This window comes from Sorangiineae bacterium MSr12523 (assembly GCA_037157775.1).
GTDB lineage: Bacteria > Myxococcota_A > Polyangia > Polyangiales > Polyangiaceae > Pendulispora > Pendulispora brunnea.
Map to the genome: position 1 here is coordinate 8,116,882 of CP089982.1, position 15,739 is coordinate 8,132,620.

The 15,739-nt window shown below is 64.2% G+C and carries 16 protein-coding genes; 7 read left to right on the forward strand and 9 right to left on the reverse strand.

What is annotated here, in order from left to right; translation table 11 throughout:
• Window positions 1–2: 2 nt before the first annotated feature.
• Window positions 3–488: a MarR family transcriptional regulator gene (locus LZC95_31905; protein ID WXA91046.1), complete on the reverse strand. Its 486-nt coding sequence runs from the start codon at window positions 486–488 to the stop codon at window positions 3–5.
• A gap of 93 nt (window positions 489–581) precedes the next feature.
• On the opposite strand from LZC95_31905, the gene LZC95_31910 reads away from it, so the two are divergent.
• On the forward strand, window positions 582–2,102 hold the full coding sequence (locus tag LZC95_31910; protein ID WXA91047.1) for an FAD-dependent oxidoreductase: 1,521 nt from the start codon (window positions 582–584) through the stop codon (window positions 2,100–2,102).
• Window positions 2,103–2,308: 206 nt separating this feature from the next.
• Here LZC95_31910 and LZC95_31915 read toward each other — a convergent pair whose 3' ends face one another.
• From LZC95_31915 to LZC95_31925, 3 genes are all read right to left on the reverse strand, one after another.
• Window positions 2,309–2,749: a VOC family protein gene (locus LZC95_31915; protein WXA91048.1), complete on the reverse strand. Its 441-nt coding sequence runs from the start codon at window positions 2,747–2,749 to the stop codon at window positions 2,309–2,311.
• 77 nt (window positions 2,750–2,826) lie between these two features.
• Complete coding sequence (locus LZC95_31920; GenBank protein ID WXA91049.1) at window positions 2,827–3,567, reverse strand: helix-turn-helix domain-containing protein; 741 nt, start codon at window positions 3,565–3,567, stop codon at window positions 2,827–2,829.
• Window positions 3,568–3,689: 122 nt separating this feature from the next.
• Window positions 3,690–4,718 (reverse strand): LacI family transcriptional regulator, encoded by a 1,029-nt coding sequence (locus LZC95_31925; protein ID WXA91050.1) that lies wholly within the window; start codon window positions 4,716–4,718, stop codon window positions 3,690–3,692.
• 203 nt (window positions 4,719–4,921) lie between these two features.
• Between LZC95_31925 and LZC95_31930 the strand changes: the two genes are divergently transcribed.
• The 3 genes from LZC95_31930 to LZC95_31940 all read left to right on the forward strand — a co-directional run bounded on the left by LZC95_31930 (window position 4,922) and on the right by LZC95_31940 (window position 7,025).
• Window positions 4,922–5,596: an MgtC/SapB family protein gene (locus tag LZC95_31930; protein WXA91051.1), complete on the forward strand. Its 675-nt coding sequence runs from the start codon at window positions 4,922–4,924 to the stop codon at window positions 5,594–5,596.
• A gap of 137 nt (window positions 5,597–5,733) precedes the next feature.
• Window positions 5,734–6,078: a hypothetical protein gene (locus tag LZC95_31935; protein WXA91052.1), complete on the forward strand. Its 345-nt coding sequence runs from the start codon at window positions 5,734–5,736 to the stop codon at window positions 6,076–6,078.
• Window positions 6,079–6,080: 2 nt separating this feature from the next.
• Entirely contained in the window at window positions 6,081–7,025 is a 945-nt protein-coding gene (locus LZC95_31940) for a hypothetical protein (protein ID WXA91053.1), read from the forward strand.
• Here the strand turns inward: LZC95_31940 and LZC95_31945 are convergent.
• On the reverse strand, window positions 7,009–7,434 hold the full coding sequence (locus LZC95_31945; protein WXA91054.1) for a hypothetical protein: 426 nt from the start codon (window positions 7,432–7,434) through the stop codon (window positions 7,009–7,011). The genes LZC95_31940 and LZC95_31945 overlap by 17 nt on opposite strands.
• 275 nt (window positions 7,435–7,709) lie before the next feature.
• The gene (locus LZC95_31950) at window positions 7,710–9,353 is read right to left on the reverse strand and encodes a DUF3459 domain-containing protein (GenBank protein ID WXA91055.1); all 1,644 of its coding nucleotides are present in this window, start codon (window positions 9,351–9,353) and stop codon (window positions 7,710–7,712) included.
• Between the two features lie 59 nt (window positions 9,354–9,412).
• On the opposite strand from LZC95_31950, the gene LZC95_31955 reads away from it, so the two are divergent.
• Entirely contained in the window at window positions 9,413–11,035 is a 1,623-nt protein-coding gene (locus LZC95_31955; GenBank protein WXA91056.1) for a hypothetical protein, read from the forward strand.
• On the opposite strand, the gene LZC95_31960 is transcribed toward LZC95_31955, so the two are convergent.
• Together LZC95_31960 and LZC95_31965 are read right to left on the reverse strand one after the other, a co-directional pair.
• Window positions 10,983–11,342 (reverse strand): hypothetical protein, encoded by a 360-nt coding sequence (locus LZC95_31960; GenBank protein WXA91057.1) that lies wholly within the window; start codon window positions 11,340–11,342, stop codon window positions 10,983–10,985. The two genes, LZC95_31955 and LZC95_31960, sit on opposite strands and share 53 nt — an antisense overlap.
• 30 nt (window positions 11,343–11,372) lie before the next feature.
• Entirely contained in the window at window positions 11,373–12,218 is an 846-nt protein-coding gene (locus LZC95_31965; protein WXA91058.1) for an MOSC domain-containing protein, read from the reverse strand.
• Between the two features lie 56 nt (window positions 12,219–12,274).
• Between LZC95_31965 and LZC95_31970 the strand changes: the two genes are divergently transcribed.
• Window positions 12,275–13,192 carry an NAD(P)-dependent oxidoreductase gene (locus LZC95_31970; GenBank protein ID WXA91059.1) on the forward strand — a complete coding sequence of 306 codons (918 nt, stop codon included), beginning with the start codon at window positions 12,275–12,277 and terminating at the stop codon, window positions 13,190–13,192.
• Window positions 13,193–13,200: 8 nt separating this feature from the next.
• On the forward strand, window positions 13,201–15,261 hold the full coding sequence (locus LZC95_31975) for an FUSC family protein (protein ID WXA91060.1): 2,061 nt from the start codon (window positions 13,201–13,203) through the stop codon (window positions 15,259–15,261).
• On the opposite strand, the gene LZC95_31980 is transcribed toward LZC95_31975, so the two are convergent.
• Window positions 15,258–15,650 carry an ester cyclase gene (locus LZC95_31980; GenBank protein ID WXA91061.1) on the reverse strand — a complete coding sequence of 131 codons (393 nt, stop codon included), beginning with the start codon at window positions 15,648–15,650 and terminating at the stop codon, window positions 15,258–15,260. The genes LZC95_31975 and LZC95_31980 overlap by 4 nt on opposite strands.
• Window positions 15,651–15,739 lie beyond the last annotated feature (89 nt).

Here is a 15,739-nt window from a genome sequence, read left to right on the forward strand (position 1 = left end):
CGTTACTCACGCGGTAGGATCGTGCCGTCGGGGAAGCGGCGGTGGATGTCGTCTGTGACGATGCGGCTCGCAAGTTTCGACAGGCGTCGTCGGTCGGTGTCGCTCAAATTCTCGATGAGGACGGCGAGCTCCTGTTCGAGCTGTTTGACGAAGACCTGGGTGACCTCTCGCCCTTTCGGGGTCAGGGTGACGTTCACCGCACGCCGATCCTCCGGTGTCGTGAACCGCTGAACGAATCCGCGCGCCTCTGCGCGGGTCACGAGCCCCGTGATGCTCGACTTGTCGAGGTTGAGGTACGTCGCAAGCTCCTGCATGGCGGGCTTTCGATCGCGCAGGATGCCCAACAACCGCACCTGGGCAAGCGATAGGTCGTGCCGCTCGGCGACGCGCTCGAGCGCGGCATGCACCGTGAACGAGAGCTGCACCAATCCGTCCAACAAGCCCAAATTGCGCCGTCCACGCGCTAGCCCTGTTCCGTCCGCCGTCATATCCGCCCATGGTACTTGACTTTGTTTGCATCGCAAACCATCGTTTGTTTGTGACACAAACAGTACGTGAGACGTACCATTTGGAGGAATCACATGACGAAGGAATCGCGGGTGGACGTCGTAATCGTCGGGGCCGGTGCAGCAGGTTTGACACTGGCCATCGAGCTCGCGCGGCGCGGCGTCTCGTTTCGATTGATCGAAAAGCTCGATGGGCCGTTTCGAGGCGCACGCGGGAAAGGGCTTCAACCTCGCAGCCTCGAGGTATTCGACGACTTGGAAATCCTCGACCGGATCGCCGCGCGAGGCGGGCTGTACCCGCCGCAGCGCTCTTATCGTGACGATGGAAGTTACGTCGACACGGGCATCGGGGATGGTATGACGCCGACCCCTGCGGAGCCCTATCGACTGCCGCTCCTCGTTCCGCAGTTCGCGACGGAAGCGGTGATGCGTGAGCGATTGGCGGAACTGGGGAGCGCGCCCGAGTTCGCTCACGAGCTTCGCGCGCTCCAGCAGGACGCAACGGGTGTGGACGCCGTGGTGTCTCACCCCGGCGGAGAAGAGAAGATTCGATGCCGGTATCTCGTGGGTGCCGACGGTGGACGGAGTTTCGTTCGCCAGGCGCTCGCCATCGGATTCCCTGGGAAGACCCTCGGAATCCGCGCGCTCGTTGCCGATGTCCATCTCGAGGGATTGAGCCGCGACGCATGGCATCGATTCAACGACTCCCGTGTCGAGTCGCAGATTGCGATATGCCCGCTCGCGGGGACGGACATGTTCCAGATTCAGGCGCCCGTGGCCCTCGAGGGAGATGTCGACGTATCCGCAGATGGCCTTACAGCGATGTGCGTGGCACGTACGGGGCGGCAGGACGTCGTGGTCCGCTCGGTGAGTTGGGAATCCGTCTTCACCATGAACGCGCGGCTTGCCGATCGATACCAAGACGGGCGGGTGCTCCTGGTGGGCGACGCGGCGCACGTCCACCCGCCCACCGGAGGTCAAGGTCTCAATACGAGCCTTCAAGATGCATACAACCTCGGCTGGAAGCTGGCCGCGGTGCTCGGAGGTGCACCGGCGAATTTGCTTTCAACCTACGAGGAGGAGCGGCGGCCCATCGCAGCGCAGGTACTGGGGCTCTCGAGCGCACTTCTCGAGGCGGCGAAGCGAGGCTCGACGCATCGCGGCCGCGAGGTGCAACAGCTCGACCTCGGATACCGAGGGTCCTCCTTGGCTCTGGAAGAAGGCGCCCCCCCCGATGGCATCCATGCCGGAGAACGCGCCCCGGATGCTCCGATTCGCAGCGCGCTGGGCATTGGAAGGCGCCTCTTCGATCTTTTCCGAGGCCCCCATTGGACCTTGCTGGCCTACGGCACCGATCGAGAACCCCGCATTTCGCCCCGCCCCGGTCTCCGGATCCACCCCCTCGCCCCTCGCGGCGCCTCGGCCGAATTCATCGACGACGCCGACCACGTTCGCACCGCCTACCGTCTCCCCCCCGAACACTTCATCCTAATCCGCCCCGACGGCTACATCGGCGCCATCCTTCCCCAGCAAAATGTCACCTCCCTCGAAACCTACCTCCACCAATTCAGCCCCCCAAACTCCAAACTCACGTAAAACACAATCGCGATCGTGAAACGTAATCGTGATCGTGAAACGCAATCGTGATCGTGAAACGTAATCGTGATCGTGAAACGCAATCGTGATCGTGATCGTGATCGTGATCGTGATCGTCTTCGTGCACGTGCACGTGCACGTGCACGCGCACGCGCTCGTGCACGTCCTCTAGCCGTCCCCCCGCCGTCCCCCCGTCCCGCCGCCCCCTACTTCCTCAAAATCGCGTCATACCTCCGCTGCATCTCCTCCGGCGTCACCTTTTCAATCTCGTGCCCAATGTTCCATTCATGCCCATACGGATCCCGAACCACGCCGGCTCGCTCTCCGTAGAACTCGTCCTTCGGCTCGCGCAGCACCGTCGCCCCCGCGTCGACGGCTCGCCGTATCCAGGCATCGGCATTGTCGACGTGGAGGTGCACCGCGAAGGACGTCCCACCGATGGTCTGCGGTCCCTGGATTCCGCATTCGGGGTACTCGTCCGAGAGCATCAGCGTGGCGCAGCCAAAATCGAGCTCGGCGTGACCGATGCGTCCACTAGGCTCCGTGAGACGGAACTTTTCCGTCACCCCGAAGGCTCGCTTGTAAAACTCGATGGCCTTGGCGGCATTCTTCACGCGGATGTACGGAAACAGCTCGTGGACTCTCATGGACGGCTCTCCTTTGACAGATAGCGATGCCCCTAGTCTGGGGAGCCCCCTGCCCCGCGTATTGAAGAAAATTGACCTCAGCGCGAGGACGTCCGCGGAATCGGCACGTGCTGGCGCGAAACAGGGGCGAGCTCGCGGTAAATTCCGGGCGAGACGCCCGCGAACTCACGAAAATCCCGGTTGAAGTGCGCTTGGTCGGCGTAGCCGGCGCGCAAGGCAAGATCGGCCCACGAGGCGTTGTGCTCCGAAGCAACCCAGGCCAGTGCGCGCTGAAAACGCTGGATGCGGCAAAAGACCTTGGGCGTGAGGCCCACCGCCTCACGGAAGAGCGCAATGAATCGGCGATGGCTGTAGCCACTGGCATCGACGACGGCGCGCACGTCCGCGGTGTCGCCAAAAAGCTCGAGTGCGCCGGCAACGCAAGGGTGCAGCATTCGCCGCTGCGCGAGACGGGCCGTCAGCAACGACTCCATCAGATCGACCGCAGCCTCGGGTGAGCGCGCTTCGAGCAGGCGCTCGCGGTATTCCCCCGCCCCTCGCCCCCAGAGATCCTCGAGCCGCGTATGACGCTCCATGAGCGCGTCGGCCGGCACCCCGAGGAGGAGCTCGGCGGCGCCCGGCCGAAATTGTGCTCCGACGGAGCGCGTGGGGCGTGACACGTCCTTCACGTAGAACGTGGAACGCGCTCCGCCGATCACCGAATGACCAAGGATGTGCCCCGTGGGATCCTGCGGATCGTCGTACAAGTGCAGCGGCGCGTCGAGGCAGAACACCAGGTGCATCGCGCCCGTGGGGAGCATGTACTCGCGCTCTGCCATGGATTGGCTCTCGCCCGAAGCCCACAGGACTTGCACGAAGGGACGAAGGTGGGGCTTGGGAGCGCGGGCCAGCATGAAAACCGTACCCGCAGTTTACCGCGCGCGCCCCCGAACTGCGCGGGTCAGGGCGGCATTTCCCCCGAACCGCGGACGATGAGCCGGGTTGGAAGCTCGCGCCGCACGACTTCGCGGTGCTTGTTCTCCATGCGGCGGAAGAGCAGCTCCGCGGCGGCGCGCCCGATGCGCGCGGGATCTTGCGCGATGACCGTGACCGCCGGGGATAGCAGATCGGCCACCTCGAAGTCGTCGAAGCCCACCAGCGCCGGGCGGCGGTGCTTGCCGTGCTCGGGCGACTGCTCGGCGAGCTCGCGCAGCACGGCGACCGTAACGCGGCTGTTGCCCGTGAACAGTGCGGTCGCTGGCGTTGGGCCACCGAGCATGCGATCCAGCGCCGCGCGAACGGCCGCGCGGGTTGGTGAAGCCATCGAGATGAGCGATGGATCGACGAGGTGGCCCGCGGCGGTGATCGCCTCACGGTAACCTCGCACGCGCTCACCGGCGGTGAAAATGTCGGGCGCATCGCCGAGGAAACCGATGCGCCGATGCCCGTGCGCGAGCAAATGCTCGATGCCCTTGCGAACACCGCCCACGTTGTCGACGAGCACCGCGTCCGCATCGAGGTTCGCGGCGGGCCGGTCCACGAACACCGCCGCCACACCGGCCGCGATCTCGGGCTGGAGATACAGATGATCTTCGCCCACGGGAACGATGACGACGCCGTCCACGCGGCGTGCGCAGAAGGCGAGGGCCAATTCGCGCTGACGCGACGGGCTCTCGTCGGACGAGCCGGTGAAGACGAGGAAGCCGTGGGTCAGCGCCACCTCTTCGACGGCGCGGGTCAGCGTCGAATAAAACGGGTCGGCCAAGTCGCGCACCACCACGCCGATGCTGGCCGTGTGACCTCGACGAAGCGTGCGCGCGCCATCGTTGCGGCGAAAACCGAGCGCATCGATCGCGGCCTTCACCTTCTCCGCGGTGGCGGGATTCACCCCGGGTTCGTCATTGACGACACGCGATACCGTCTTGAGTGCGACCCCGGCGGCCGCAGCCACATCGTTCATCGTCGGCCGGTTCGTCGCTAATTTCGACATCCCTCTTGCAATAGGCGACGTCGCAACGAAAGACAACGTTGTCAGGCATTCTCGAGTACAATCTTTTGGATCAGGACGGCGAATACCCTGCGGAAGAGGTGGGTGAACCCTCGCAGAATACCCCTAGGATTCTCCATCCACGAGATAAGGTGCACGTCTGCCTCGAATCGACTAACTCCGGTCCCATGCTGTCGCACGGAGCCATGATAGCGCGAATCGTCTCCGGTGCCGTCCTCGGTGCGGTCATTGGATACGAGCGCGATCGGCACGGGCGTCCGGTGGGTTTGCGCACACACCTTCTCGTAGCCCTCACGTCGGCGACATTCATGGTCGTCTCTTCGCAATTTGCATATTACCAACACTTCGCCCAGGGCGAGGGCATCGAGGTCGACGCATCGCGCATTGCCGCGTCGGTGGTTTCGGGAATCGGCTTCTTGGCGGGAGGTGCCATCTTGCGCACCGGCCTCTCCGTGCAAGGCCTCACCACCGCGGCGGGACTCTGGCTCGTGACCGCCATCGGACTTTGCGCCGGCGCGGGCATGTACGTGGAGAGCGTCGCCGCGACGGCGGTGGGCATCACCGCACTCTGGCTATTGCGCCGCCTCGAGGACAAAGACGATCACGTGGCATCCCGCCGGGTGACCGTGGTGTTCGGAGACGAGGCCGAGGGGGATTCGATGGCCCGTATCATGGACGTCGTATCCAAGTTGGGTGCGACGGTGCGCGATGTGGAGTATTCGCGCCGCCTCGATACGAAGAAGCGCACGACGCTCACGTTCGACGTGAAGCTGCCGCTCCGCGTAACGATGGGCGAGTTGGTCGACACCATCGAGCGTCACCCTGGCGTGAAACGCGTAAGCGTGGTTTTTTCCAGGTAGATTGTTGCGGCATTTGTACGACAAATCGATTGTCGTGATCAGAAATTGAAGCCAATGCCAACACCGTATGGCTGTATGGTTTGACTCGAAGTCACTTAACCAGACCACACACCCCCGCAGTTCATCAGGGAGGATGTATGAAAAGAGCACCAAGTGCGCTGTTGCTCGCGCTATTTCTCGCGGGCTGTAACACGGGTAATGCGGATTCGGCGGAAAGTTCGGCAGGGCCCACCGCCGAAGACGTAAAGGATGCAACCAAGGAGATCGCACCCATCTTCGATCGCTCGAAGGTGACGGTCCAGGTCGTACCAGGTGGCACCGGTGGGAGCGCCGACATGAACGGCGGATTCCAAAGCGCCATGCTCGCGCGCATCAATCCCGACGGCACCGTCTCGCAAGCGTGCGTCGAATCCGAATCGCAGGCCGAGGCCTTCTTCTCTGCGAACATCGGAATCAAATTGAATTTGAAGAGGAAGGAGTAGTCATGCGCGCCCTTCCCATGCTCGGCGCCCTGGCGCTGCTTTCCATCGCAGGAACCGCGCAGGCGGTGACCATCACGATCGTCAACAAGGACGCGGCCAACGCGGGGCTCAACGACCCGACGGCGGTCGAACCCGTGGGCGGGAATCCGGCCACCACGGCGGGCGAACAAGCGCTGAACGTCTTCAAGAAGGCGGCGGAGATTTGGGGCGCCTCACTGGCCGGCAACGTCGAGGTGAAGGTCGAGGCTTCGTTCGTACCGCTGCAATGCAGCGAGACCTACGGCACCTTGGGGTCCGCCGGGCCGATGTCGAGCTATTGGGATGCGTCCTTTCCCAATTCGTCGGTGTGGTATCCCATTGCGCTGGCCAATCAATTGGCGGGGCGCGATCTTGCGACCACCAAGGCAGATATCCAAGCACGGTTCAATTCCGAGCTCGGCAAATCGGGTTGCCTTTCCAGCCGCGGCGGCTGGTACATGGGATTCGACGGCAACCACGGGAACCGCATCGATTTGCTCACCGTGATTTTGCACGAGTTCGGCCACGGGCTCGGGTTCCTGACCTTCGTCAACAGCAGCACCGGCGAGGAGATGAGCGGGCGCGCCGACATTTACGAGACGTTTTTGCGCGACCGCACGAAGAACAAGCTCTGGACGGAGCTCACGGACGACGAGCGCAAGGCTTCGGCGTTGAACAGCCGCAATGTGAGTTGGGACGGCGCCGCGGTCAGCGAAGCGGCTTCCTCCGTTCTTTCGACGTCCACACCCACGCCGCTGATGTACACGCCCGCGACCTTGGAGTCGGGATCGTCGGTTTGCCATTGGGACAAATCGCTCTCACCGAATCTCCTGATGGAGCCGGTCATCAACAACGATTTGACCCACGGGCTGGATCTCACGACGGCGCTGATGAAGGATATCGGCTGGACGCTCACCTCGCAGCAGTGAGCGAGCGCGCACGGGGCGGCTCGGCGGCGTTGACGCAGCCGCCGGTGCCGCCGTTGTCGTGGATGATCGAAGTGCCGTCGAAACCTAGAGCCTGAAGACGCGCTAGGAAGGCGTCCGCGCGACATGCCGGCAGCGATGCGTTGTTGATGATCCGCAACTCGGTACCGAGCCGGGTGAGCGAAGAGAAATGGTCGATGGTCGTAAGGCGCGCGTTCCCGTCCAATTGGAGTGACTGGGAGATGTTCTGCAGCGCCTCGAGGCCGCTCAGATTTCCGAGCGAGTTTTCGCCGAGCTCGAGCCATCGTGTCGTCGTCAGGGAATGGAGATCCTCGATGGACGTCAGCGCGTTGCCGGAGATCGAGAGAGCATCGGCGGTCCTGAGGTTACGCACCCCATTGAGCTGCGTCATTCGCCGGTTGTTGCCAATCGTCACCCCACCGCTTGCATCGGTGAGCGCATTCAGGGCACGACATGCTGGAGCGGAGTCAAATCCGCAATGTCGCGCCCCGACACGTGAAGATACCCGGTGATCTCGGCGCACGATGCCAGCGCGGCCAATTCCACGGTGTTGGCCATCGAGAAATCGCCCGCGCAGACCTCGGCGGCCGTCGGAGCAGATACCGTCTGAGTCTCCTCACGTGAAGCTACGTCGAGGCCGTGCAATTCACGACCGCGGCGGAGAAACTAACCCAACGCGATGACCAGCCCCTCGTCGGCGCGCAGGCGAAGGGTTCCCAATTCGCGGCGCTCGTCGTGCGTGTCGGCATGGGTCGACAAGAGCACTGTGCCGATATCCGCGGTCGGCAATGACAAGCTTCGCTCCGCATCGGCAAAGTTCAGCGCGATGAGGTACCGCTGCCCGTCGTCCGATTCACGCAGGTACGCGAAGCAATCGCCATCGCCATCGTGCACGGTGCGGTAGGTGCCGCCTTGCAGCGCGGGAGTCTGCGCCCTCAACGCAAGCAGTGTACGCGTGAGGTGCAGCATGCTGCGTGGATTCTCGCGTTGAGACGCAACATTGCGCTCCATATAGTCGATGCCCACGGGAAGCCAGGGGGTTACCCCTTCCCCGCAGAACCCGCTATTTGCACTCGCATCCCAATGCATCGGCGTGCGCCCCGGGTCTCTTCCAACCCCGATGCCTGGCACACGCAATTCCCATGGATCACGCGTTTGCTCGGGCAGGATCTGGCCATTGAACATCCCCAGCTCCTCCCCGAAGTAAATCGTCGGTGTGCCCCGCAAGGTCAGGAGCATCATCATCGCCACGCGGGCGCGAGCTTCGGTGCCCAGGCGGCTCGCGATGCGGGGTTCGTCGTGATTGCCGAATACGTAATTTGGCCAGGCGCCCTTTGGCAGGCTGCTCTCGATCTCGGTCACCAGCTGCGCGGCGGCGCGGGCGGTCCACGGTATTTTCAGCAGACCGAAGTTGAACGGCATGTGCAGCTCGTCCAAATCGACGCCGTAGTACGTAGCCCACGTCGGCCAATGGAACTCGTGGATTTCGCCGATGGCCACTTTGTCCGGATAAGCATCGAGCACCTTGCGGAAGCCGCGGAAGATCTCGTGGATATCCGGATGCCCCTGGCTGTACAGGGGTACCAAAGTATCGTAGTCGCCGAAGGGCCGGTGGTACGTTGGCTTTCCCGTGTTGGGCGGGTTGTCCCGCATTTGCGGGTCCTTCATCATGGGGAGCGGCGCATCGATGCGGAAGCCACTCACGCCGCGATCGAGCCAGAAACGCAGCACGTCGTGCATGGCCGAGACCACCGCGGGATTGCGCCAATTCAGATCGGGCTGCTCGGGTAAGAAGGTATGCATGTAGTATTGGCCGCTCGGGGCATCCCACTCCCAGGCCCGGCCGCCGAAAATGCTGAGCCAATTGTTGGGCGCGCCCCCGTCGGGCCGCGGATCGGCCCATATGTAGAAATCGCGCTTGGCGGAATTGCGCGAGGAACGGGATTCGATGAACCACGCATGTTCCTTCGACGTGTGGTTCGGGACGAAATCCAGAATGATGCGGATATTGTGCGACGTGGCAACGGCGACCAGCTCGTCGAAAGCGGCCAGATCGCCAAAGATGGGGTCGACGTCCGTATAGTCCCTAACGTCGTAACCGAAGTCGGCCATGGGCGACGGGTAGAACGGGGAGATCCACACCACGTCGATGCCGAGCCAGGCCAGGTAGGGCAAACGCAAGGTGATGCCGCGCAGATCGCCCACGCCGTCGCCATTGGAATCGAGAAAACTTCGCGGATAAATTTGATAGACGACGCCACGCTGCCACCAGCGGGCGCGATCACGAGAGGGGGAAGCTATTGGATCCATGAGCCTCGTTTCTTGGGTTGCCCCCGTCGAACGGGAAGTCTGATATCGTGTACCGCTTAATGAAAAGGTCTTTTGCTTGGCTAACGTTGTGCCTTGCCGCGTGTGGCGGCTCGGGAACTGGCCAGCCGTTCGCCAGCCCCGGAGAAGGTGGGTCGGCTTGGACGGAGGTCGCGAGCCCCCACTTCACCCTGCGGACGGACTTGGACGCCAAGACGGCGCAGGACGTTTCGGCGCAGCTCGAAACCATATTTTCGTCCCTCCTGGAGCTCGGTTTCGATTCGGCCCTCGGTCCTGCAACGGACATGCGAACGCACGTCGATGTCGTCTACTTCCGCAGCCGCGATGAATACCAGCGGGTGGCACCCAAGTTGAGCGCCGGTGAATTCCTTCGAGAGCTTCACGACTTCGAAAGGACCCCCCTCGCTCTCTTTTACGGTGACTTCGTCCAGCGAACCCGGGAGATCGTGCAGCACGAATTGACGCATTTTTTCGTGCATGCCTACTACCCGCAAGCCCCGATTTGGCTCGACGAGGGCCTGGCTGAATATCTCTCCACACTGGAACTCGAAGACGGATCCGCGGTGCTGGGCCGCCCGCCCAAGATGCTGCGCTTCTGGAAGGGTCCGTGGCACAACGAGAACGTCGACGGAGAAATCCGCACCAGCATCCCCATGAGCGAAGCCATCTCCGCGGGGGCGCTGCTTGGAATGGATGTTCAAGCCTTCGAAGGCATGGGCAATGCCGATCCGAATACCGCCCTCGGACAAAAGGCGGCCCAGGCCATGGCCACGAATTACGCGAGCGCGTGGAACCTGGTGCACGTTCTCATGGTGGATCCCAATCTCCGACCGCGGTTCGACGCGTACCGGCGGCGCCTTCTCGAGGGCAGTGCGAGCGACATGGCGTGGGCCGAGACCGTGGGACAAGTCCCTCTCGCGAGCCTGGAAAAGGCGCACGAGGATTCCCTGGTGCGCTTCGAGACGACGATTCAGCGCACGCAATATGCGCCGGCGCGCGTGGCCGCTCCACGGGTGCGAGCCCTTTCGAGCACCGATGTCCACGTGATGTGGGCGCGCCTTCGAAATTGGGAAACACCCGAAGGACGCGCCGCCGCCGAAGCGGACATGAACGAGGCGGCCTCGCGCGAGCCGCGTCATCCGGATCTGGCCGTGCTCCAAGCCTATTGGCGCGCGCAGCAGAACGACCTCGAGGGGGCAGGCAAAGCGCTCGAACCCGCGCTCGCGGCGAATCCGAACGCGGCGCGCCTGCTCAATGCCCTGGGTTGGGTCCAACTCCGTCGCATCGCGAAGAAAGAGCAGCCCCCCACCGTGCTCGATCCCGTGGCGGCAAAGCTCACGCCGGTCGCCACCACCGCGGCGGAACTGGATTTGCTCGCGCACGACCGCGCCGTTCACGACGATCTGAACGCGGCCCTCGCCTACGAGAAGCGGGCCACGGTCACCGATCCGAGTTGCTACACGTGCTTCTTCTACGCCTCGGTCCTACTCGATGCGAAAGGACGCGTTCGCGAAGCTTTGCAGGCGGCGACCCTCGCCGTGCACATGCTGCCCGATGGCGCTCACCCTTCCGAGGGCATGCTCGCGCAAATCGCCCAGTACCGGCGCCGCCTCAACGAGAAAGACGGGAATTCGCCTTCGGCTCCGAAGCCGCCCACACGATGACGGGACGATCCGTGCGCACGCCCGCCATGGCCTGCTCCACCTCGATGGGGAACTCGCTGTTGCGGGTCTCGAAATGCCCGCGCAAAAAGGTGCGCTTGATCGCGGGCGAGTCGGGCCTTTCGGCGGCGATGCGCTCCTCGGCCTCGTGCACGGCGCTCATGTCGAGCGCGCCCATCGTCGCGGCGGGATAGGCCGCGGGGGCGCCTTCGCCGGCCGTATTCCCCATGGAACTGCCAGGCGAACCGCACGCGCCGATGCCAAGAAGTGCCCCGATTGCAAACATGGCAAAGCCGATGCGCGTCTTCATGGGGGAGGAGCGTACCCCTCTCCCGGGGAGTTACAAGACACGGATGGCGTCGCCAACCCGAATGACGCCTTCGTGATCGGGCGTGATGTTCATGCCAAACGTGGCGCCCCCGTTCCACTTGTGGTGGCGGGCAAGGGTACGGAGCGGCTCTTTGCCCTTTGCGAGCGTATTCGGCTCGATGGTCGTCATGACGCAGCGTACGCAGGGTTTCACGACGCGAAACGCCACGTCGCCAATCCGAATGCGCTTCCAGTTGTCCTCGGCGAAGGGCTCGTCCAGGCCGTCGATGACGAGGTTCGGTCGAAACCGCTGCATGATCATGGGCGGCTCCTCGGGCGCGGACTCCGCGATCCACGCGTTCAATTGACGAAGGGACGCAAACGTCGTGATCAAAAGCGGAAAGCCGTCGGCCATGGCAACCCGATCCCCGGGATCGCTGTAGAGCGGATCGACGGGGCGGCGCGTCGCGGGGTCATCCATCCAGACGAGGTGAACATCGTTGCGGCCGAGCAAGGATCCGAACCACGCATCGGCCTGAGGGCCAACCAAGGTGGCCTCGAAGCGATCGCGATGAAGCCGCACCGTGATCCGTTCGTAAGGTGGTGACGGTGGAACGAGGCGGAGCGGCTCGGCATGCGGGCCTCGGACAATCAGGATGCCGTTCGGATCCATTGGCGCGTCGAGCGAATCCGACTCGGGCTCGGCCTTCACCACGAAAAGACGCGGCTCCTGCCGGGCACTGATGAGGACGCCGTCGGCATCGACGAGCATCCAGCGGCGATCACCGAAGGGGCCCCACTTTTCGACTTTGATGGCCGGCGGCGTGAGCCCGCCCGCGGACTTGATGGGATAAACGTGCAGCGAGGAGACGAGCAAAGGAAAGCCTCTTTTCCGTGGGTCCGAGGGTCGTGCCCTGCTTTAGCATGGCGCCCATGAGCAACGTCGAAATCGCTCCGGGCAAAACGCGGATTGGATGGATTGGCACAGGCGTGATGGGCGCCTCGATGGCGGGGCACCTTTTGGCACGCGGCTACGCGGTGACGGTGACGAGCCGCACGCGCAGCAAGGCCGAGTCGCTTCTCGCGAAAGGAGCGAGCTGGGCCGATACCGCCGGCGACGTGTCGAAGGCATCCGATGTGGTGTTCACCATGCTGGGATTCCCCAAGGAAGTTCGCTCCGTCGTGCTGGGAGATGGCGGCTTGGCGGCCACCGCACGCGCGGGCCAGATCTTCGTCGACATGAGCACGAGCGAACCCAGCCTCGCGCGCGAAATCGAAGCTGCATGCCGCGCGCGCGGGGCGCACGCCGTCGATGCACCGGTGTCGGGCGGCGACGTGGGCGCGCGCGAGGCGCGGCTGTCGATCATGATCGGCGGCGAGGCCGCCATCGTGGAGGCGCTCACGCCGCTCTGGGAAACGATGGGCAAGACGTTCGTGCGGCAGGGCGATGCGGGCGCGGGGCAGCACACCAAAATGGTGAATCAGATTCTGATCGCCACCGGCATGATTGGCGTATGCGAAGCGCTCCTGTACGCGCACCGCGCAGGCTTGGACGCCGAGCGCGTGCTGCAATCGGTGGCACCGGGTGCGGCGGGGAGCTGGTCGCTCTCGAACTACGGGCCGCGCATTCTCGCGGGGAATTTCGATCCGGGGTTTTACGTGGAGCACTTCATCAAGGACATGGGCATCGCCCTCGATGAAGCAAAGCGCCTCGGTTTGAGCTTGCCCGGCCTGGCGCTGGCCGAGCAGCTTTATCTGTCGGTGCAGGCCCTGGGCTGGGGAAAGAAAGGCACGCACGCGTTGCAACTGGCGCTGGCGCGACTTTCGGGCATCGACTGGGAGAAACGCTAAAGCGATCCATGCGCGCCACGCTCGACGCGATCGTTCCCGATATCGCCAAGGGGCTGCGTGCGGCCTTGGCGACGGTGGTGCCATTTTACCTGGTGGGCGCGCTGGATCGGCCGGAGCTCACGTGGGTGGCGCTCGGCGGCTGGCTCGGATCGCTCGCCGATCCGGGCGGGGCCCGTGGATCGCGCGCGGCGGGCATTTTCGTCTTCGCCACGGTGGGCGGCGTGCTGGTGGCGCTCGCCCAGGCGGTCTCGCCGTGGCCTTGGGCGGTGACCCTGGTGCTGGCGGCATCGGCGTTTGCAACGTCGATGCTGCGGGCCGTCGGCGGGTGGGGCGGCAGCATCGGGATGATGCTGCTCATCACCATGTGCGTCGCCGTAGCGCGCACCACGGGCACGCCGGTGCGCGATGGCCTCTTCTTCTTTTGCGGCGCAACGTGGGCGATGCTGCTCTCGTCCATCGTGTGGCCGGTGTGGACGCATCGGGCCGTGCGCCGGGCGATCGCGGAAATTTTCGGCGCGCTCGCGGCGTATGCGTCGGGACTTGCCACGAACTTGCGCGAGGTCGAAACGTCGAAGCCGCACCTCGACGAGGATCATTGGGGAACGCTGGCGCGCACGCACCAGCGCACCATCCGCGCGGCCATCGAGGGAGCGCGCGCGGTGTCGCTGGCCTCGCGCACGCGGCGATCGGGCGAGAGCTTGCTCGGGAGCAATTTGCGGCTTCTCATCGGCAATGCCGAAATCGAGTTTTTCGCGCTGATTGCCTTCGGCGAGGAGCTGGAAACGCTGACCAATCCGATGAGCCGCGATGCGGCGGCGCGCACGTTGGATGCCCTCGCGGCGCGCTACGAAGAGATCCGCGCTCGGCTGCAGATGCGCAATGTGCCCCCCGTCGATCTGCAGCAGCGGCCCGATGCGTCGCTCACGCCACAAAGCCCCGTCGCAAGGCTCGCCGAACGGCTGCTCGAGCGAAGCCGGCTAGCGCTCACGGTGGCGCGGGCGCCGGACCAGGTCACCGTGAACAACGACGAGCAAGATGTGCCGCACGCGCATCGCGCGGTGCTGCGCGATTTGCGCGACGAGTGGGAAAACTTCGTCGATGCGTTCTCGTTGAGCTCCTCCGTGTTTCGGCATGCGCTGCGGGTGACGATCATGATGGCGGTGGCGTACGTCATCGCACGCGAAGTGTCGCCGACGCACATCCCGTGGGTCACCATCACCGCGCTCGTGGTGCTGCAGCCCTACCCGGGGGCCGTGGTGCGACGGGCCATCGAGCGCGTGGTGGGCACGGTGCTGGGTAGCGTCGTCGCGGTGGCCATCATGGTGGCCGTCCACGATCCGCTGGCCCTGGCGCTGATCATGTTTCCGCTGTCGGCCGCCTCCGTGGTGACGAAGCCGCGAAGCTATCGGCTTTTCACCTTCTTTCTCACGCCGGTGTTCGTGCTGGTGGCGGCCCATTTCGAATCGAGTTGGTGGACGGCGGCCGCGCGCACGGGCGATGCGCTCATCGGCGGTATGATTGCGTTGGTCTTCGCGCTGGTGCTCTTTCCTTCACGCGAGCAAAAGCGGTTGGCGGACGCTCTGGGCGCCGTGGTCGGATCGCTCGAGCGCTACGCCGATACGATGTTCGACATTCTCGAGAAAGGCGACCGTGGCGAATCGGGCGCCCGCACGACGGAGGTACGTCGAAGCTTGGGCAGGGCGCTCGGTGAGGCGGAGACCTCGCTCGAACGGATGCTCGCCGAGCCGCGCAGCTTCCAATCGGGCGCAGACGACGCCGTGCAACTCGTGACGTACGCGCGCCGTTTCTCGGCCGCGCTGACGGCTCTCGATCTGCAGCTGGCGGCGCACAAAGTGGCCGATTCGCCCGATCGGGCGGAAATTCTCGGGCCTCTGCGCGCCTACGTGGACGGGGTGCTCGAAGCCACCGGGACGTTCGTGCGCGACGGCCAGCGTACACCTCTGCCTGCGGCACCGGCGCTTCCTGCATCGGCCGATGCCGCTCTGCGTCGCGTGCTCCGCCACACGGAACTGGTCGCGAGCGTCGCGTGGGGAAGCTCCCGGGGCTAAGGTGAATACGGGACGGGCGCGCCGACGAGATCGCGAAAGCGCACGGTGTCGAACACGATGACGTTCTCCGCCACGCGTCCTTCGCGCAGGCGAATGCGATCGATGCCGCTCAATGCGAAAGGTCCTTTGGCGCCCGTTCCCAAAGCGCGCCATCGTATGAAGAGCAAATCGTCGTTGGTGGCATGCTCGAGGACCTCGAGTCGCAAATCGGGAACGAGCGCCAACACCTGCGCAATGCGCTCCGCATAAGCGACGACCCCCTGCGCAGGTTCTTCGAGACCCGGCCAATGCCCCACGACGTCCTCCGTCACCGCATGCGGCACGAGCGCAGCGTCGGGCTTGGCCCAAAATCGTGCAAAGCTTTCCACGGTAAAGGCTTGCGTTGTCATGCCTCGAAAGGTTCCACCGCGAAGCCGCCGCGTCGATTACCTGCGAGGTAGCGTCGCCGAAATCTTCGTTTCGATGGCCATCGAAACGA